Raw genomic sequence first — 18,800 nt, 5'->3', positions numbered from 1 at the left:
GCCTACGACCCGACTCGTACCTATTCTCTGGTGCGCAGTCGCGCCCATGATGTGCCGTCAAACTCCCTGGCCCCGATGATCCGTCTCCTTCGCCTCCTTCCGCTCGCGCTCGCGCTGCTGGCGGTCGCCCCGCACGCCCAGACCGCCGACATGGCGCTCCCGTTCGACCCCGCCGTCCGGCAGGGCGAGCTGGCGAACGGGCTGCGCTACTACGTCCGCGCCAACACCGAGCCCGAGGGCCGCGCCGAGCTGCGGCTGGCGGTCGACGCCGGGTCCATCCTGGAGGCCGACGACCAGCGCGGGCTGGCCCACTTCGTCGAGCACATGGCCTTCAACGGGACCGAGCGGTTCGACGAGCCCGAGCTCGTCCGCTACCTCGAGTCCGTCGGCACCCGCTTCGGGCCCGACCTCAACGCCTACACCTCGTTCGACGAGACGGTCTACATGCTCCAGGTCCCGACCGACTCGGCCCAGATCTTCTCGACCGGCCTCGACGTCCTCCGCGAGTGGGCGGGCAGCGTCACCCTCGACGACCAAGCCATCGAGCGCGAGCGCGGCGTCGTCCTCGAAGAGTGGCGGCGCGGGCAGGGCGCGAATGAGCGCATGAACCGCATCCAGTTCCCCATCTTCTACGCCGGCTCGCAGTACGCCGAGCGCCTGCCGATCGGGCTCCCCGAGATCATCGAGGGGGCGCCCCCGGAGGCCCTCCGCCGCTACTACCGCGACTGGTACCGCCCCGACCTCATGGCCGTCATCGTCGTCGGCGACGTCGACGCGGACGCCGTCGAGGCCATGATCCGCGACCGCTTCGCCGACCTCGACACGCCCGCCGACGCGCCCGAGCGGACCGTCTTCGAGGTGCCGTTCCACGACGAGACCCGGTTCGCGCTCGCCAGCGACCCCGAGGCCCCGCAAACGATTGTCCGCGTCTCGTTCAAGCGGCCCGTCACGCGCGTCCGCACCGCCGCCGACGCCCGGCGCTCGCTCGTCGAGGACCTCTTCTTCTCCATCTTCCGGAGCCGCCTCGACGAGATCCGCCAGGAGCCCGGCGCCCCGTTCGCGCTCGCGTTCGCCTCCAACGGCAGCGGCCTGCGCACGCTCGGCGGCGCGTCGCTCCTCGCGCTCGTCGCCGACGACCGCGTCGCTGATGCCGTCGAGGTGCTGGCGACCGAGGCCGAGCGCCTCCGCCGCTTCGGCGTGACGGAGGGCGAGCTCGACCGCCAGAAGGCCGAGACGCTCCGAAGCGCCGAGTCCGCCGTCGCCGAGGCCGACAACCAGCCCAGCCGCAACCTCGCCGGCGCCTACGTCCAGTCGTTCCTGCGCGACCAGCCCGTGCTGTCGCCCGAGACCGACCTCGCGCTCGCCCAACGCCTCCTCCCGACGATCACTGCTGAGGAAGTGAGCGCCGTCGCGAATGTGCTCGTCTCGCGCGAGAACCGCGTCGTCGCCGTCAACGCCCCCGAGCGCGACGACCTGGTCCTGCCGACCGAGGCCGACCTCGCCGCCGTGCTCGCGGCCGTCGCCGACGCCGACCTCGACGCCTACCAAGACAACACCGTCGAGGGCCCGCTCGTGGCTGAGATGCCCACGCCGGGCACCATCACCGACGAGGACACCGACGACGAGCTCGGCACGACCACGTGGACGCTGTCGAACGGCGCGCACGTCATCCTGAAGCCGACCACCTTCAAGGCCGACGAGGTGTGGCTCCAGGCCACCAGCCCCGGCGGCTCGTCCCTCCTCGACGACGACGAGGTCGCGATTGCGGGCGGCGCCGCCGGCTACGTCGGCCAGGCCGGCGTCGGCGCCTTCGACCAGGTCGCCCTCGGCAAGAAGCTGACGGGCCAGATCGTCCAGGTCCGCCCGACGATCGGCAGCGACACCGAGGGGTTCTCGGGCCGCGCCGCGCCGGCCGACCTCGAGACGCTCTTCCAGCTCGTCCACCTCTACGTGACCGCCCCGCGCCGCGACGAGGCGGCGTTCCAGGCATCGCAGGCCCAGACGCGCGGCTTCCTCGCCAACCAGGTCACCACGCCCCGCGTCGCCTTCAGCGACACGCTCAGCCAGACCCTCAACGGCTACCACCCCCGCTCGCGCACGCTGAGCCAGTACCTCGCCGACCTCGACCGCGCCGACCTCGACCAGGCCTTCGCGTTCTACCAGGAGCGCTTTGCGGACGTCTCCGACTTCACCTTCGTGCTCGTCGGCGCCTTCGAGCCCGAGGCCGTCCGCCCGTTCGTCGAGACCTACCTCGCCAGCCTGCCCGGCGGCGGGCGCGACGAGGAGGCTCGGGAGGTCGTGATGACGCCCCCGCCGGGCGTCGTCGAGAAGACCGTCCGCGCGGGCGTCGAGCCCCAGGCCCAGGTCGCCGTCGTGTTCCACGGGACGATGGACGCCGACGACCGCGAGGACCGCGTCCGCGTCGCCGCCGTCGCGGATGTGCTCTCGAAGGCGCTCCGCGAGGAGCTCCGCGAGGACCGCGGCGGCGTCTACGGCGTCAGCGTCCGGCCTAGCATCGACCAGGACAACGACCAGGTCCAGGTCCAGATCACGTTCGGCACGGACCCCGAGCGCGTCGACGAGCTGGTGGCCGCCGTCTTCGAGCAGGTCGAGGCCGTCCGCGCGGGCCAAGCCGCCCCCGAGCACCTCGCCGCCTTCCAGGAGCAGCAGCGGCGCGGCATGGAGACGAGTCTCCAGGAGAACCGCTACTGGCTCAGCATCCTGGCCGAGGCCGCAAAGCGCGACACCGACCCCCAGGACGCCATCGACGAGCCCGACCTCGCCGCCGTCCTGACCATGGACGACATCGCCCACACCGCCCGCTTGGTCCTCGACCCCGAGCAGGTCGTCCGGGTGACGCTGCTGCCCGCCGCAAGCGGCGAGTAGCCGCCCCGCCCGCCTCGACGTCGAGGCGGGCACACACGACCGAGCCGCTGGCGACACGCATCGCCAGCGGCTCGGTTCGGTCTGAACGTCGGGTCGAAACTGGGCTGGCCTACCACGGCCAGTAGATCGTGATGATGGTGCCGCTGCCGGATCTGTTAATCTCGATGCCGATCTTCCAGCCCTCGCCCTCGCGGGTCCCGATGAGCGTGCCGTCGCGGGTTTCCTCGACCTGGGGCATCAGGAACGAGTCTCGGCCGATGTCGTCGCCGGTGCCGAGGCGGAGCGACCGGAGGTCGGTCGCGGCCGGGAGCTCGGCGCGCCCGGCGAACGAGCCGTCACGGGAGCGCTGGAGGCGGACCTCGTGGTCCCGACGCCCGTCCGAGAACGTGAGCAGCACGAGGTCGCCTTCGATGGGCTCCTCCGACGTGAGCTCGACCGTGGCGGGGCCCCTCACGTTCTCTGTGTAGGTGACCTTGATCTCGGCGTGTTGGAGCCCGTAGGGGCCTTTCCCATCCGACTGGGCCTGAGCGGAGGCGGCGAAGAGGCCAGCGGCCATGAAAACGAGCACGGTGCGAGGGAGGGAGGGAGTCATGGGGGAAGGGGAGTGGGTGGGGACGTCATCTCTCCTTCCGCAAAACGCTCGACGTTCAGGTCACGTCGGTGGCCACCCCCGCGCCTCGGCGCCGAGGCAGACGAGCTGGCGCGCCGCGTGAAACCTCGTCGGCGGCGCGGCGCCCGGACCGCCCGCCCGTAGCTTGCTCGGCGAGCATTCCCCCCCGTCCGATGCCCGCCGACTCCGCCGTCAAGTTCATCTTCGTGACCGGCGGCGTGACGTCGTCGCTGGGCAAGGGGATCGTCTCCGCCAGCCTCGGCCGGCTGTTGGAAGCGCGCGGCCTGCGCGTCACGATCCAGAAGTTCGACCCCTACATCAACGTCGACGCGGGGACCATGAACCCGTTCGAGCACGGCGAGGTCTATGTCACCGACGACGGCGCCGAGACCGACCTCGACCTGGGCCACTACGAGCGGTACCTCGGCATCCCGATGTCGCAGGCCAACAACGTGACGACGGGCCGCGTCTACTCGGGCGTGATCGCCAAGGAGCGCGCCGGCGCCTACCTCGGCAAGACCGTCCAGGTCGTCCCCCACGTGATCGACGAGATCAAGGGCTGGATGCGGCGGCTCGCGGAGTCCGGCGACTACGACGTCATCCTGACCGAGATCGGCGGGACGGCCGGCGACATCGAGAGCCTGCCTTATTTGGAGGCCATCCGCCAGCTCGCGCTCGAAGAGGGCCGCGCCAACACGGCGCTCATCCACCTCACGCTCGTCCCGTACCTCGCCGCCGCCGGCGAGCTCAAGACCAAGCCCACCCAGCACTCGGTCAAGACGTTGCAGAGCTACGGCCTGCAGCCCGACCTGCTCGTCTGCCGGACGGAGCACCCGCTCCCGGCCGATGTCCGCAAAAAGATCGCCCTGTTCTGCAACGTCGGGCCCGAGGCCGTGGTCGAGAGCCGCGACGCCGAGTCGATCTACGAGGTCCCGCTCCTGCTCCGCGAGCAGCGCTTCGACGAAGTCGTCCTGGAACGCCTGGGCCTGACCGACGCCCTTGCCGTCGACCCCACGGCCGACCTCGAGTCGTGGGTCGACTTTCTGCGCCGCCTCAAGAACCCCGGGGACAAGGTCACGATCGCACTCGTCGGCAAGTACGTCGAGCACCAGGACGCCTACAAGTCGATCTCCGAGAGCTTCTTACTCGCGGGCGCCCGGAACGGCGTCGAGGTCGACGTCCGCGCCGTCCTGTCCGACGACGTGACCGAGGCGAACGTCGAAGAGACGTTGGCGGGCGTGGCCGGCGTGCTCGTGGCCCCCGGCTTCGGCGACCGCGGCATCGACGGCAAGATCGAGGCGGTCCGCTGGGCGCGCGAGAGCGGCGTCCCCTTTTTCGGCATCTGCCTCGGCATGCAGATCGCGACGATCGAGTTCGCCCGGACCGTCGCCGGGCTGGAGGACGCCCACTCGACCGAGTTCGAGCCCGACACGCCGCACCCGGTCATCGCCATGATGGCCGAGCAGAAGACGGTCACCGACAAGGGCGGCACCATGCGGCTCGGCGCCTACGACTGCGCCCTCACGGATGGCACGCTCGCGCGCGAGATCTACGGCACCGACGCCGTCAAGGAGCGGCACCGCCACCGCTACGAGGTCAACAACGACCTCCGGTACCGCCTGCGCGAGGCGGGCCTGGTGTTCTCCGGCCTCAACCCCGACCGCGACCTGGTCGAGATCATCGAGCTGCCCCGCCCGCCGGCCGGCGACGGCGCCGCCGAGGGCCCGACGCACCCGTGGTTCGTGGGCGTCCAGTTCCACCCCGAGTACCGCTCGCGCGTCAGCGAGCCGCACCCGCTCTTCGTGGAGTTCGTCGGGGCGGCCGTGGCGCACGCCCGCGGCGCGGGCTTGCTGACGGAGCCGAAGGGCCCCACGCGCACGCGCCGCGTCCGCCGGGCGACCGCTCGCGTGCTGGCGGAGGAGTAGAAGAGACGAGGAGGGGACGAGAAGAGGAGACGAGGCGATGCGCATGGGCGTGATCGCCAGTCTCCCGCCGTCCTCTTCTCCTCTGTCCCTCGTTTCCTCTTCTCCTCTCATGCCCGACATCCCCGCCCGCTTGGCCGACCGCGTCCGCGTCCGCGTCGGCGCGCTCGTGTTCGACGACGCCACGGCGCCGACGGCCGTGCTTTTGGCCGAGCACCGGGGGATCTGGGAGGACCGCCCGTTCTGGACCCCGCCCGGCGGCGGCGTTGAGGTCGGCGAGTCCCTCGCTGAGGCCGTCCGGCGCGAGGTCAAAGAAGAGACCGGCCTCGACGTCACCGTCGGCCCCATCCGCTACGTGCTCGACTTTATCCGCCCGCCGCTCCACGCCGTCTCGTTCTACCTCGCCTGCCACACCGCCGCCGACCTCGCGGGTGCGCGCCTGGGCTCCGACCCCGAGCTGGCCGACGACGACCAACTCCTCCGCGACCTCCGCCTCGTCCCCTTCGATGAGCTGGATCGTTTGACGCTCTACCCTGAGCCCTTCGCCGGCCGTCTGGCCGCCGACGCCCGCGCCGGCTTCCCCGAGGGCACCGTCTACCTGGGCACCTTCCGATGAACGTTCTGGACGGATACGTCGGGGTCGCCACTCGCCGACGCCGCGCGGTCGCCACGCTCGCGGCTGCCCTCGTCGCCGCCGCACTCGCGTTTCTCGCGTCGGACGGCGCGGACGCGGCCGAGCGCGCCCGGCTCGTCCGCTACGTCGGGATCCTGGTCTCGGCCGCACTCGCCATCGGCGCCCAGCACGCGCTGTACCCGTCGCCGCACGCGCGCCGGCTGCAGCTCGGCAACCCCGACGGCGCCCGACTGCTCGCGCTCCAGCTCGGCCGCTGGCTGCCGGTCCCGCTCGTGCTCGCGGTCCCGGCCCTCGTGCTGGCGGGGGGCGACGCCCTGCTGGCGATCGAGGGCATGGTCGGCGTCGTCGCGCTCGGCCTGTACGCCTTTGCCCGCGCAAGCCGTTTGGGTGAGCGCGTCGAGGCGTGGGAGAGGGGAGAGGCCGGCGTCTGGTACCAGGCGATGCAGCGCACGATTCCGGCGACCCGCGGGGTCTTCGTCGTGCCCGACGCCCTCGTGCCCGGCCTCCTGCTCACCGGCGAGGTCTTTCTAGTCGGCTCCGTCCTGTCCATCGCCGGCCGCGCTCTCGGGACCGGCTGGGCGGCGCTCGGCGCCCCAGCCGCGCTCGCTGGGCTGGCGCTCGTCCTCGTTGCCCGCCAGCGCGGTGCCTTCGACCGCGCCTTCTGGGCCTCGCACGGCGTCTGGGCCGACGCCTTCCGCCAGGTCGAGAACGGCGACGGCCGCGAGCCGGTCGCCTACGACGCCGTCTACTGGGCGCCCCCGTCGCTGCGGCCCGCCGTCTGGGCCGGGCTCGTCGCCCTCGACCGCCGCTTCCCGCTCGGCCGCGTCGCCGCCGTCGCCCTCGCGATCGTCGCGATTGTCCACCTCGCCGACGCCGGGCCGGGCGTCGAGGCGGCCACGCTCGCGCTCACCGTGCTCGGCCTCAACGGCGCCATCGCACTCGCGGTCGGGCCGGACGTGGCGCCGCCTGCTCGTGTCTGGCGGCTGGGCGGAATTGGGAAGTGGACCGCCGTTCGAGCCTTGATGAACGCCCGCTGGCTCGTCCCTCTCGTCGTCGTCCTGCTGGCGATGGTCTGGCTCACCGACGACGTGTCGTTCGCGTACGTCGGCGTGTGGGCATCCGTTGACATCGCCATCGCCGTCCTCAGCGCGGGTCTCGTGACCGTCGCCTCGCACCTCCGCTTCCGCCGTGCCGTCGCCTAGTCTCGCCCCCCTGCTCACCGTCGCCCCCGGTCGCCAGCGCGAGCTGGTGGTCGACGCCGTCACCAAGCAGTACGTCTTTGGCCCCGTCGTCCTCGCGGACGTGACGCACACCTTCCGCCCCGGCACCGCGACCGGGCTCGTCGGCCCCAACGGCTCCGGCAAGTCGACCCTCTTGCGCGTGCTCTCCGCCATGAGCCCGCCGACGAGCGGGACGGTCCGCTACGGCAGTCTCGACATTCACCGCCGCCCCCACGCCGCGCTCGCGTCGATCGGCGTCGTCCACGACCAGCCCGACCTGCCCGGCTACCTCACCGCCGTCGAGACCGCCGAGTGGGTCGCGCGCGAGCGCGGCGCCTGGGACGACGGCGCCCCCGCCCGCCACGCCGCGCTCTTCGACGCCCTCGACCTCGACGAGCGCCGCGGCGCCCCGACGCAGACGTACTCGGCCGGCATGACGCGCAAAGCCCAGCTCGCGGTCGCCTTCGCTGGCGCGCCTGCCGTCCTCCTCCTCGACGAGCCGTTCCGCGCCCTCGACACCGCCGCGACCGAGGCGGCCGTGTCCCTGCTGGCGGCCTTTCGCGACGGCGGCGGCCTCGTCGTCTTGTCCAGCCACCGCGCCGACTTGCTGGACGCCTTGTGCGACGACCGGCTGGCGCTGGGCTGACCTGACGCCCTCGCGCCTCGCCCCGGCGACCGCCCGGGGCAGGCCCGTCTATCTTCGCGCCGCACTCCCCGACGCCCGCATGGACCCGACCGCCGCCCTCATCACCGAGCCCACCCAGGTCGCCGCCCTGCTGGCGTCCGTCTTGGCCGCCGTGTTCGCGCTCTCCCGCGTGCCCGCCCTCGACCGGCTCTTCAGCGTGATCCCGCCGGTCATCTGGGCCTATTTCGTGCCCATGCTGCTCACCACGTTCGGCGTCACGCCGAGCGCCAACGAGGCCTACGACTGGTTCAGCTACGTGCTGCTCCCGTTCGCCCTGTTCCTGCTGATGATCACCATCGACGTGCCGGCGATCCTGAGCCTGGGCAAGCTGGCGCTCGCCATGATGCTTATCGGCACGCTCGGCATCGTGATCGGCGGGCCGATCGCCTACCTCACCGTCGGGCAGTTTATCGGCGACCCCGAAACGTGGCAGGGCATGGCGGCGCTCGCGGGCAGCTGGATCGGCGGGACCGCCAACATGCTCGCGCTCAAAGAGTCCGTCGGCCTCAGCGACGCCGGCCTCGCGCCCATCATCGTCGTCGACACGGTCGTCGGCTACGGCTGGATGGCCATCTTGCTCTTCCTGTCCGGCTACCAGGACAAGTTCAACAGGTGGGTCAACGCCGACACCGCCGCCATGGACCGCGTCAACGCGACGCTCCAGGAGATGGACACGACCCGGCGCCCGTCCACGACGGCCACGATCGGTATCATCGTCGGGCTCGGGTTCGGCGCCGCCGTGCTGTCCCGCATCCTGGGCGGCGCCCTGCCCACGCTCGGCGACCCGACCATCATCTCGGGTGGCACCTGGGCCATCTTGATCGCCGTGACCATCGGGCTCGCGCTCTCGTTCACGCCGATGCGCAAGCTCGAGCCCGACGGCGCCAGCCAGATCGGCTTCGCGGCGCTCTACCTGCTGCTCACCTCCATTGGGGCCCACGCTGACCTCGGCGCCGTCCTCGACGCGCCGGCCTACATGCTGATGGGCGTCGTCTGGCTCGCGGTCCACATCGGGATCCTGTTCCTGGCGGCCAAGCTCTTGCGCGCGCCGCTCTTCTTCGTCGCGACGGGCTCGATGGCGAACGTCGGCGGCGCGGCCTCGGCGCCGATCGTCGCCGGCGTCTACCTCCCGGCGATGGCGCCGGTCGGGTTGCTGATGGCCGTCTCGGGCTACGTCCTCGGCATCTACGCCGCCCTCGGCTGCGCCTGGATGCTCGCCGCACTCGCGGGGTAATGGGCACAGGGTGATGAGTGATGAGCGGGCGGCTCGGCGTGCGGTCCGCTCGCCCAGGCGTTCCCGCTTACCCGGCTCGGACCGGGGCCGACGCGCTGGCGTCCCCAATCGAAGGGCCCACACTCATCACCCGAGGGGCCTCATCATCGCCAGCGCCTTGCCGATCACGAAGAACTCCGGGTTGTCCGGGCGGACCGACTCGTCGCTGTACGTCCGGTCCGCCGCCCGGAAGTGCAGCCGGTCGTTGACGAACTCGAAGCGCCGCACGACGACGCGGTCGTAGAACAAGACCGCCGCCAGCGCGCCGCTCGGCACGTCCCGCCAGTCGGCCTCCTCGACCACGACGAGGTCGCCCTTGCGGACGCCCGCCCCGTTCATCCCGTCGTCGCCGACCGTGATGCCCAGGCAGTCGTCGAGGTCTACGTCGTCCGGCAGCATCGACGGGTCGACCACGAGCGGGCGGCGCGAGCGGGGGAGGGGGTGGTCCGCCGTCTCCGACGTCATCAGCCGGGCCCGGCGCCCGACGCCCTCCTTGAGCTTGAGCATCAATACGCTCGGCAGATCGTCGCCCCCATACCCGGGCTCGCCGACGATCTCCAGGCCCCGCGCCTCGTGCGGCGTACGCCGGATGTAGCCCTTCGTCTCCAGCACGACGAGCATCTTGTGCACACCGTTGGTCGAACGAATACCGATCCCTTGCCCGATCTCCTTGATCGTCGGGGGCTTACCCTTGCGCCGCGCGAAGTCGCGGACGAACTCGAAGACTTGATTCTGGCGCTCTGTGAGGCGATCACGCATATGAGGGGTCAGGAGTGTCCCGAGGGGATTAAGATAGGTGAAACCATTTTCACCCGAGTGTCCTGTGGGGTGAACGAATTTTCACTTTTGGCATTATGGTGGGGCTTGCCCCCAGGGACAGGGGGGGTAGAGGGGGTACTTATCCACAAGAAGCGGCCATTTCGGGCTTTTTTGAGGGGGTGGGGTACTTTGGGGGAGCAGTGGGGAAAAGTGGGGAATCGTCCTCACGGCCTGGCGGCTCCCCTGCCTCACACCCCCAACCGGCCATGGCCGGCTTTAAAGGACAAGCGGAGAACTCAATCGACGGGAAGGGCCGCATGCCCGTCCCGGCCAAGATGCGCCGGTCGCTGAGCCCGGCCGCCAAGGAGACGTTCGTGGCGACGAGGGGGTTGGAGAACTGCGTCTTCCTCTACCCGCTCGACGCGTGGGAGGAGATCGAGACCGCCGTCGGCCAGCTCAACCAGTTCGACCCCGAGGCCCGCGCCTTCGTGCGGACCATCTTCCGCTGGGCCGAGGAGCTGACGATGGACAGCCAGGGCCGCATCGCGCTGCCCAAGCCGCTCGTCGAGTTCGCCGGCCTCCAGCCCGGCACCAAGGCGCTCGCGATCGGCGCGCTCGACCGCATCGAGGTCTGGGACCCCGCCGTGTTCGAGGCCCACCTCAACGACCAGACCGAGTCCTACGAGACGCTCGCCGAGCGAGTGATGGGCGGGATCTAACCCCCCGGAGATCCCACCCGCGTCCATGACCGCCGCCCTCCCTATGCCCCGCTCCCGCCGCCCACGCCGCGCCGACCGCGCCGACGCCCTCGGCGTCGGCCTCGGCTCCGACGTGGGCGCGGCGAGCGCGCAGGGAGGCGGCGGGCTGGATGCGCTCCACTACGCGACGGCCTACCACGCCCCGGTCCTGGCGGCCGAGACGCTGGACCTCTTGATCACCGACCCCGCCGGCCTCTACGTCGACGGCACGCTCGGTGGCGGCGGCCACGCGGCGGCCTTGCTCGACGCGCTCGGCTCCGACGCCCTCGTCGTCGGGATCGACCAGGACCCCGAGGCGCTGGCGACCGCCCGCGCCCGCCTGGCCGACGCCGAGGCGGCCGGCCGGTTCGTCGCCCTCGAGGGCAACTTCGCCGACATCGCCCGCCTCCTCGCAGACGCTGGCCTCGGCCCGATGCACGGCCGCCCGGCGATCGGCGTGCTCCTCGACCTCGGCGTCAGCAGCCGCCAGCTCGACGCGGCGCCCCGCGGCTTCGCGTACGGGCAGGACGGCCCGCTCGACATGCGGATGGCCGCTCATGGCGAAACCGCCGCCGAGCTCGTCGCCCGCCTCGGCGACGACGACCTGGCCGACGTCATCTATGCGTACGGCGAGGAGCGCCGCTCGCGCGCCATCGCCCGGAGCATCAAGGCCGCCGCGCCGACGACGACGGCCGAGCTGGCCGACGCCGTCCGAAGCGCGGTCCCCAACCGCGACGAGCTCAAGTCGCTGGCGCGCGTGTTCCAGGCCCTGCGGATCGCCGTCAACGGCGAGCTGGACGTGCTGGAGCGCGCGCTCCCGGCGTCGCTCGACGTGCTCGCGCTCGGCGGGCGGCTGGCGGTCATGTCGTACCACAGCCTGGAGGACCGCCGGGCCAAGCAGTTCCTCAAGACCGGCCGGTTCACGAGCCAGGTCGAGAAAGATCATTTCGGCAACCCGATCACGCCGTGGCGCGCCGTAACGCGCCGGGCCGTGGTGGCCGGAGCCTCCGAGACCGAGGCGAACCCTCGGTCTCGGAGCGCTCGGCTCCGCGTCGCCGAAAAGCAGTCCCCCCACATCCCCGAGCGACGCCCGGAGGCGTGAGCGGTGCGCGCGGCCTGTCCGGCCTCGCCGCCCTCGCCTCCGGGCCTCGCCCTTTTTGCCCATGCCCACTGCGACTCCGAACTCGTCGAAGACGGCCGACCGGCGCACGCCGTCGTCGCGCCAGTCCGCCCGGAAGGCGCGGCGGGGCAGCGGCACGTCGATGCCGTCGTGGGCCGACCTCCCCGAGACCAAGCCGTCGAGCCTGGCCAAGTCCGCCAAGCGCGCGACGGCCGGGGCCAAAAAGGCGACCAAGGTGGCCGCCAAGAAGGCGCGGCGCGCGCGGCCGCTCGACGCCGTCCCCAGCCTGCGGTTCGGGCTCCTCACGCTCGCGGTCTGCGCCGTGCTCACGCTGTTCCTCGGCCACGCCTACGCCACGCGTGCCACGCTCGACGACCTCCAGGACGCCCGCCGCGCCAACGAGCGGCTCCGCCTGACGCACCAGCGCCTGCAGGGCGACGTGGACCGCATGATCGGCCCGCGCTCCGTCCTGGCCCGCGCCGCCTCGCTCGGCCTCGAGGAGGGCGCCGCCTACGGCCCCACGATCAAGCTGGGTGATGAGTGACGGGTAAGGGGTGATGGGCTGTCCGCCCGTCCCCGACCGCCATCCGACTCCCCGCTCATCACTCATCACCCTTTACTCCTCACTCGTCATTCCCGCTCGCGACTCCATTCTCAGCCGGCTCTACGTCGTCTTCGTGGCCCTCCTCGTGCTGCCTGTGCTCGTCGCGGTGCAGCTCGTGCGGATCCACTTCGACGAGGGCGAGGAGCTTCGTGCCCAGGGCGCGCGGCAGTCGGAGAGCGTGATCGAGCTGGCCGCCCAGCGCGGGGCCATCCTGGACCGCCGGGGCCGGGCGCTCGCCGTCAACACGGCGCGGTTCGTGGTCGCCGCCGACCCGACCGTCGCCGGCTTCGACGCGCGCGCCGACGAGCTGTACGCCACGCTCGGCCGGGTCACCGGTCGGGGCGCGGCGCACTTCCGCGCGACCGTCCGCGACCGCGCCAGCCGCCAGTACGTCGTGCTCGTCCGCGACCTCGACGAACCGGGCAAGGAGGCCCTCGACGCCGGCGACTTCCGCGGCCTGCTCGTCGACGCGACCTACCAGCGCCGCTACAACTACGGCGCGCGCGCCGCCCATGTGCTCGGCCACGTCACGAGCGACCTCCGCGGCGTCGCCGGGCTGGAGCTGGCGCTCGACGAGGCGCTGCAGGGGACGCCCGGCCGCCAGGCCGTCCAGCGGAACGCGCGCGGCGCCCTGAAGGCCGTCGTCGGCGGGACGCGCGTGGAGCCCCGCCACGGCGACAACGTGGTGCTGACGATCGACTTGGTGCGTCAGGCCATTCTCGAGGAGGAGCTCGCGCGTGGCGTCGCCGAGGCGGGCGCGACGTGGGGCACGGCCGTCGCCCTCGACCCCACGACGGGCGCCGTCCTCGCCATGGCGAACGTCCCGACGTATGACCCCAACCGGGCCGGCGACTACGCCGTCGGCACGCGCCGCAACCACGCCGTCGTCGACCGCATCGAGCCGGGCTCGACGTTCAAGCTCGTCACCGCCGTGGCGGCGCTCGAGAGCGGGGCCGTCGACGTGGGCGATGTCTTCGACACGGGTGAGGGCTGGCGCGTCATCCACGGCCGGACCGTCCAGGACGCGCGCGGCTACGGGCGGATCACGTTCGCCGAGGCGATCGCCAAGTCGTCGAACATCGCGATGGCCGAGGCCGCCGAGCGGATGGGCCAGGGCCCGATGTACCAGGCCGCGCGCGACCTCGGCTTCGGCCAGCCCACATTTGTCGACCTGCCCGGCGAGGTCGCCGGCTCGCTCGCGCGCCCCGAGGACTGGGATGGGACGACGCTCACGTCCATCAGCCGCGGCTACGCCGTCGAGGTGACGCCGCTCCAGCTGGCCGTCGCGTACTCGGCGCTGGCGAACGGCGGCTTGCTCGTGCGCCCCTACGTCGTCGCCGAGCGCCGCGACCCGACGACCGGCCGGACCACGTGGCGCGCCCGCCAGGACTCGGTCCGCCGCGCCTTCCACGCCGAGACCGCTGCGCGTCTACTGCCCGCCTTCGAGGGCGTGATCGCCGAGGGCGGGACCGGCACGCGCGCGGCCGTCGCCGGGCTCCGCGTGGCGGGCAAGACGGGCACCGCCCGGCGCGCCTCCGCCGGCGGCTACTCCGACTCGTACCGCTCCTCGTTCGTCGGCATGTTCCCCGCTGAAGACCCCGAGGTCGTCCTGGCGATCGTGCTCGACCGCCCGCAGAACGGCTACGGCGGCGGGACCGTCGCCGCGCCCATCTTCGGCGCCACGGCGCGCCGCTGGATCGGCACCTTCCCGACGATCGCCGAGCGCGTCGCGCCGTCCGGCATCCTGGCCGAGCGCCGGGGCGGGCTCGTGCCCGACGTGTCCGGGATCCCGGCCACGCTCGCCGCGCATCGCGTCCGCGCCGAGGGCCTGCGCGTCCGGTTCGACGACGACCAGCCGTGGCGCGCCGTCGCCAGCCGCCAGACGAGGGGCGACTCGCTCGCGCTCCGCACAGCGGTCCGCCTCGATGACGCCGACGACGCGCCGGTCGGCGTGATGCCCGACCTCCGTGGTCGGAGCGTGCGCCAGGCCGTCGCGTGGCTCCGCTCGCTCGGCGTCGAGCCCCGCGTCTCCGGGCGCGGCGTCATCCGCCGTCAGTCCGTCGCCGCCGGCGGCCCGCTGCCCGGCTCGGTCGCGCTCACCGCACAGGCCCGATGAGCGCGCTCCACGACACCCTGCCTCCGGTCCACACGGCGCCCGTTGCCGTGTCGGCACTCGCCGACGCGCTGATCGCGCGCGGCCTGCTGGCGGGCGCCATCTCCGGCCCATCCGACGCGATGGTGTCCGACGTGACGATCGACAGCCGCCGGGCGGGCGAGCACACCCTCTTCGCCGCCGTCTCTCCGGACACCTTGGAGGGCCGCGACGGCCACGACTTCGTCGACGACGCGCTCGCGCGCGGCGCCACGGCGGCCCTCGTCTCGGACGAGTGGCTGGGCCGTCGGCCGTCGACCCCGGTACCCTTGGGGAAGGGTGAGCGCCTCCCCGGCGCGGCTTTCGTTCCGACGACGGACACGAGAGCCGCGCTGGCGGAGGTTGCGGGGCACGTCTTCGGACGACCCGGCGACGCGCTCTCCCTCGTGGGGGTGACGGGAACGAATGGCAAGACGACGACGACGTTCGTCTTGCACCACCTGTTGACCGAGCTCGGCGCGACGGCCGGCCTCGTCGGCACGGTCGAGAACCGGATCGGCCGAGACCGCTACGCGACGGCGTTCACGACGCCCGAGGCGCCCGATTTGCAGCGCTTTCTGCGCGCCTGTGCCGAGGGCGGCTGCACGCACGCCGCGCTCGAGGTGTCGAGCCACGGGCTCGCACTCCACCGCGTTGGCGGGCTGGCCTTCGACGTGGCCGTCTTTACGAACCTGACGCAGGACCACCTCGACTACCACGCCAGCTTCGCCGAGTACCGCGACGCCAAAAAGCGTCTGTTCGACGACCTCGGGCCCGGCGCCGTCGCCGTGGTCAACGCCGACGACCCGGCTTCGGCGGCGATGACCGCCGACACGGCCGCGCGCGTCGTCACCTTCGGCACCGCGCCCGACGCCGATGTCCGCGTGGAGGTCCTCGCGAACGCCGTCGACGGGCTCACGCTCCGCCTCGATGGCGACGAGCGCCGGTACCGGCTGGCGGGGCGGTTCAACGCGCTCAACCTGGCCGCCACGTACGCCGTCGGCGTCGCGCTCGGCTTCGACCGCGCGGCCGTGCTCGACGCGCTCGCCGACGCGCCCGGCGTGCCCGGCCGCTTCGAGACCGTCCGCGCAAGCGGCGTGCTCGGCGTCGTCGACTACGCGCACACGCCCGACGCGCTCGACAACGTGCTGGCGACCGCGCGCGAGATCGTGCCGGCCGGCAACCAGCTGTGGGCCGTCTTCGGCGCCGGCGGCGACCGCGACCGCGGCAAGCGTCCCCAGATGGCCGCCGTCGGGGCTCGGCGCGCCGACCGCGTGGTGCTGACGAGCGACAACCCGCGCACGGAGGACCCCGAGGCCATCCTCGACGACCTCGCGGCCGGCCTCCCCGACGCTTCGCTCGCCGAGCGCATCGCCGACCGCGCCGACGCCATCGCCTTTGCCGCCACGCACGCCGCCCCGGGCGACGTGATCGTGGTCGCCGGCAAGGGGCACGAAACGTACCAGATCGTCGGCACCGAGCGCCGCGACTTCGACGACCGCGTCGCCCTGCGCGACGCCCTCACCCACCGCGAGGCCGCCTAAGTGCTCTACCATCTCTTCCAGTGGATCGAACAGACCTACCAGCCCCCCGGCTTCCAGGTCTTCCAGTTCCTGACCGTCCGCGCCGGGCTCGCCGCCGGGACGGCCCTGCTCGTGGCGCTGTTCGCCGGCAAAAAGATCATCCGCGCGCTGCGGTCCCGCCAGATCGGCGAGACCATCCGCGAGGGCGAGGACGCCGGCGCCGTCAGCCACGCCCACAAGGCGGGCACGCCCACGATGGGCGGCATCATCCTGCTGCTGGCGCTCGCCGTCGGCGTGCTCGCGTGGGGCGATCTGACCAACCTCTACGTGTGGATCGCGCTGGTCGCCACGCTGTGGATGGGCGCCTTCGGCTTTGCCGACGACTACATCAAGACGGTCAAGCAGGACAAGGAGGGGATCGCACCCAAGATCAAGCTGGCGGGCCAGCTCTCGCTCGGCGTCATCGTGGCGCTGCTCATCGTGTTCGTGCTGCCCGACGAGGGCATCTCCGACACGTTCACCTCGCTCCCGTTCATCCCCGACGGCGGGTTCGACTACGACTTCCTGTCGCCACTCGTCGGGTTCGAGCTCGGCTGGCTCATCTACATCCCCGTCGTGACGTTCATCCTGACGGGCGTCTCGAACGCGGTCAACCTGACCGACGGGCTCGACGGGCTGACGGCCGGGACGGCCGCCTTCGCCATGCTGGCGATCGTCGGGATGACGTACGTGACGGGGAATGTCAACCTGGCCGAGTTCGTCAACGACGTGTACCTGCCGGGCACGGGCGAGCTCGTCATCTTCGGCGCGGCGCTGGCGGCGGCGTGCTTCGGGTTCCTGTGGTACAACGGGTATCCGGCCCAGGTCTTCATGGGCGACACCGGCTCCCTCGCGCTCGGCGCCGGGATCGGCACGCTCGCGATCCTGATCAAGAAGGAGCTCTACCTCCCGGTCATCGGGGCCATCTTTTTCGCCGAGACGCTCTCGGTGATCATCCAGACCCTCTGGTTCAAGTACACCAAGAAGAAGTACGGCGAGGGCCGGCGCGTCTTCCGGATGGCGCCGCTGCACCACCACTACGAGGCGCTCGGCGTCCACGAGTCGAAGATCGTGATCCGGTTCTGGATCGTGACGGCGCTGCTGTCGATCCTGGCCATGTTCCTGTTCCGGGTCCGATGACGGTGAGCGAGCTCCATCTCCCGCCCGTCCGGCCCGACGCGCCCGCCTCGGCGGACGCGCTGCGCGCGGCCGTGGACGGCGCGCGCGTGACCGTCGTCGGCGGCGCGCGGTCGGGCCTGTCGGTCGCCCGCCTGCTCCAGCGCCACGGCGCCGACGTGTTCCTCTCCGACCACGGCGCCGCCGAGCCCGGCGTGGCCGAAGCGCTGGAGCGCGACGGCGTCGCGTCCGAGTTCGGCGGCCACACGGCCCGCGCGCTCGACGCCGACTGGCTCGCCGTCAGCCCCGGCGTGCCGAGCACGACGAACCTCGTCCAGACCGCGCTCCGCCAGAAGGTGCCCGTCTACTCCGAGATCGAGGTCGCCAGCTGGTTCTGCCAGGCGCCGATCGTCGCCGTCACCGGCTCGAACGGCAAGACGACCACGACGACGCTCGTCGCCCACGTCTTCGAGACGGCGGGCCGTGCTCACGTCGTCGCCGGCAACATCGGCTACGCCTTTTCCGACTACGTCGACGACCTCGACGCCGACACGGCGGCGGTCCTCGAGGTCTCCAGCTTCCAGCTCGACCACGTCGCCACGTTCCGGCCGACGGTCGCCGTGCTGCTCAACGTCACGCCCGACCACCTCGACCGCTACAACGGCGAGCTCGAGCGGTACGCGGCCGCCAAGTTCCGCCTGTTCGACAACCTGCAGCCGGGCGACTGGCTGGTCTACAACCACGACGACCCGCTCGTCCGCGAGCACGTCCGCGCCCTCGCCGCCGAGCGCGAGCTCACCCCGATCGGCTTCTCGATCGAGCAGGAGCTCGCGCCCGGTGCCTTCGTCCGCGACGGCCGCATCGTCCTGGCCCTCCCCGGCGCCGGCTCCCCCGGCGCGTCCCCCCCTTCCGAAGAGGACCTCATGTCCACCACCGACCTGGCGCTCCGAGGGCGTCACAACCTGTACAACTCGCTCGCCTCGGCGATCGTCGCGCGCGCGATGGAGATCCGGAGCGACGTCGTGCGCGAGAGCCTGACGTCGTTCGAGGGCGTCCCGCACCGGCTCGAGACCGTCCGGACGGTCGGCGGCGTCACGTTCGTCAACGACTCGAAGGCGACGAACGTCAACGCGGTCTGGTACGCGCTCGAGAGCTTCCCCGCCCACGACGGCGCGAACGTGGTCCTGATCGCGGGCGGCCGCGACAAGGGCAACGACTACGGCCCGCTCCAGCGGCTCGTCGCCGAGAAGGTCAAGGGCATCGTGGCCATCGGCGAGGGCGCCGAGGCCGTCGAGGCCGAGCTGGGCCCGCACACCGACAAGACCGCGCGTGCCGACTCCATGGAGGAGGCCATCCAGTACGCCCAGCTCATGGCCGAGCCCGGCGACACCGTCCTGCTCAGCCCCGCCTGCGCCTCGTTCGACATGTTCGACAACTACGAGGACCGCGGCGACACCTTCAAGCGCCTCGTTCACGCTCTCTGATTCGTGATGCGTGATCCGTGACTCGTCACGAGCACCCTCACGCATCACTCCTTACGC

Annotated in this window: 15 protein-coding genes; 13 read left to right on the top strand and 2 right to left on the bottom strand. The window is 72.0% G+C overall.

Annotated features, from left to right (window positions below):
* Positions 1-75 precede the first annotated feature (75 nt).
* Entirely contained in the window at positions 76-2,886 is a 2,811-nt protein-coding gene (locus ACLIRP_RS15655; RefSeq protein ID WP_412061402.1) for a M16 family metallopeptidase, read from the top strand.
* 109 nt (positions 2,887-2,995) lie between these two features.
* On the opposite strand, the gene ACLIRP_RS15650 is transcribed toward ACLIRP_RS15655, so the two are convergent.
* On the bottom strand, positions 2,996-3,442 hold the full coding sequence (locus ACLIRP_RS15650) for a hypothetical protein (protein ID WP_412061401.1): 447 nt from the start codon (positions 3,440-3,442) through the stop codon (positions 2,996-2,998).
* 227 nt (positions 3,443-3,669) lie between these two features.
* On the opposite strand from ACLIRP_RS15650, the gene ACLIRP_RS15645 reads away from it, so the two are divergent.
* The 5 genes from ACLIRP_RS15645 (at position 3,670) to ACLIRP_RS15625 (ending at position 9,191) form a co-directional block, all read left to right on the top strand.
* A complete protein-coding gene (locus tag ACLIRP_RS15645; protein ID WP_412061400.1) occupies positions 3,670-5,421 on the top strand; it encodes a CTP synthase in 1,752 nt (583 codons plus the stop codon).
* Between the two features lie 109 nt (positions 5,422-5,530).
* Positions 5,531-6,034 (top strand): NUDIX domain-containing protein, encoded by a 504-nt coding sequence (locus tag ACLIRP_RS15640; RefSeq protein WP_412061399.1) that lies wholly within the window; start codon positions 5,531-5,533, stop codon positions 6,032-6,034.
* Positions 6,031-7,254 (top strand): hypothetical protein, encoded by a 1,224-nt coding sequence (locus tag ACLIRP_RS15635; protein WP_412061398.1) that lies wholly within the window; start codon positions 6,031-6,033, stop codon positions 7,252-7,254. The genes ACLIRP_RS15640 and ACLIRP_RS15635 overlap by 4 nt, the downstream gene beginning before the upstream one ends.
* The gene (locus tag ACLIRP_RS15630) at positions 7,241-7,918 is read left to right on the top strand and encodes an ATP-binding cassette domain-containing protein (RefSeq protein WP_412061397.1); all 678 of its coding nucleotides are present in this window, start codon (positions 7,241-7,243) and stop codon (positions 7,916-7,918) included. Before ACLIRP_RS15635 ends, ACLIRP_RS15630 begins: the two co-directional genes overlap by 14 nt.
* A gap of 79 nt (positions 7,919-7,997) precedes the next feature.
* Positions 7,998-9,191 carry a DUF819 domain-containing protein gene (locus tag ACLIRP_RS15625; RefSeq protein ID WP_412061396.1) on the top strand — a complete coding sequence of 398 codons (1,194 nt, stop codon included), beginning with the start codon at positions 7,998-8,000 and terminating at the stop codon, positions 9,189-9,191.
* A gap of 126 nt (positions 9,192-9,317) precedes the next feature.
* Here ACLIRP_RS15625 and ACLIRP_RS15620 read toward each other — a convergent pair whose 3' ends face one another.
* On the bottom strand, positions 9,318-9,989 hold the full coding sequence (locus ACLIRP_RS15620) for a LexA family protein (RefSeq protein WP_412061395.1): 672 nt from the start codon (positions 9,987-9,989) through the stop codon (positions 9,318-9,320).
* A gap of 266 nt (positions 9,990-10,255) precedes the next feature.
* On the opposite strand from ACLIRP_RS15620, the gene mraZ reads away from it, so the two are divergent.
* From mraZ to murD, 7 genes are all read left to right on the top strand, one after another.
* Positions 10,256-10,708 carry a division/cell wall cluster transcriptional repressor MraZ gene (gene mraZ / locus ACLIRP_RS15615; RefSeq protein ID WP_412061394.1) on the top strand — a complete coding sequence of 151 codons (453 nt, stop codon included), beginning with the start codon at positions 10,256-10,258 and terminating at the stop codon, positions 10,706-10,708.
* A gap of 25 nt (positions 10,709-10,733) precedes the next feature.
* Entirely contained in the window at positions 10,734-11,828 is a 1,095-nt protein-coding gene (gene rsmH / locus ACLIRP_RS15610; RefSeq protein WP_412061393.1) for a 16S rRNA (cytosine(1402)-N(4))-methyltransferase RsmH, read from the top strand.
* 61 nt (positions 11,829-11,889) lie between these two features.
* On the top strand, positions 11,890-12,390 hold the full coding sequence (locus ACLIRP_RS15605; RefSeq protein WP_412061392.1) for a hypothetical protein: 501 nt from the start codon (positions 11,890-11,892) through the stop codon (positions 12,388-12,390).
* A gap of 133 nt (positions 12,391-12,523) precedes the next feature.
* A complete protein-coding gene (locus tag ACLIRP_RS15600; protein WP_412061391.1) occupies positions 12,524-14,566 on the top strand; it encodes a penicillin-binding transpeptidase domain-containing protein in 2,043 nt (680 codons plus the stop codon).
* Positions 14,563-16,125, top strand: a complete 1,563-nt coding sequence (locus ACLIRP_RS15595; RefSeq protein WP_412061390.1) for a UDP-N-acetylmuramoyl-L-alanyl-D-glutamate--2,6-diaminopimelate ligase — start codon at positions 14,563-14,565, stop codon at positions 16,123-16,125. The genes ACLIRP_RS15600 and ACLIRP_RS15595 overlap by 4 nt, the downstream gene beginning before the upstream one ends.
* Positions 16,126-17,283: a phospho-N-acetylmuramoyl-pentapeptide-transferase gene (gene mraY, locus ACLIRP_RS15590; RefSeq protein WP_412061389.1), complete on the top strand. Its 1,158-nt coding sequence runs from the start codon at positions 16,126-16,128 to the stop codon at positions 17,281-17,283.
* Positions 17,284-17,285: 2 nt separating this feature from the next.
* Positions 17,286-18,743, top strand: coding sequence for a UDP-N-acetylmuramoyl-L-alanine--D-glutamate ligase (gene murD / locus ACLIRP_RS15585; RefSeq protein ID WP_412061388.1), 1,458 nt, complete (start codon positions 17,286-17,288; stop codon positions 18,741-18,743).
* Positions 18,744-18,800: the final 57 nt, after the last annotated feature.

The organism is Rubrivirga halophila, assembly GCF_046845755.1.
GTDB lineage: Bacteria > Bacteroidota > Rhodothermia > Rhodothermales > Rubricoccaceae > Rubrivirga.
This window is presented reverse-complemented; position numbering and strand designations above follow the sequence as displayed.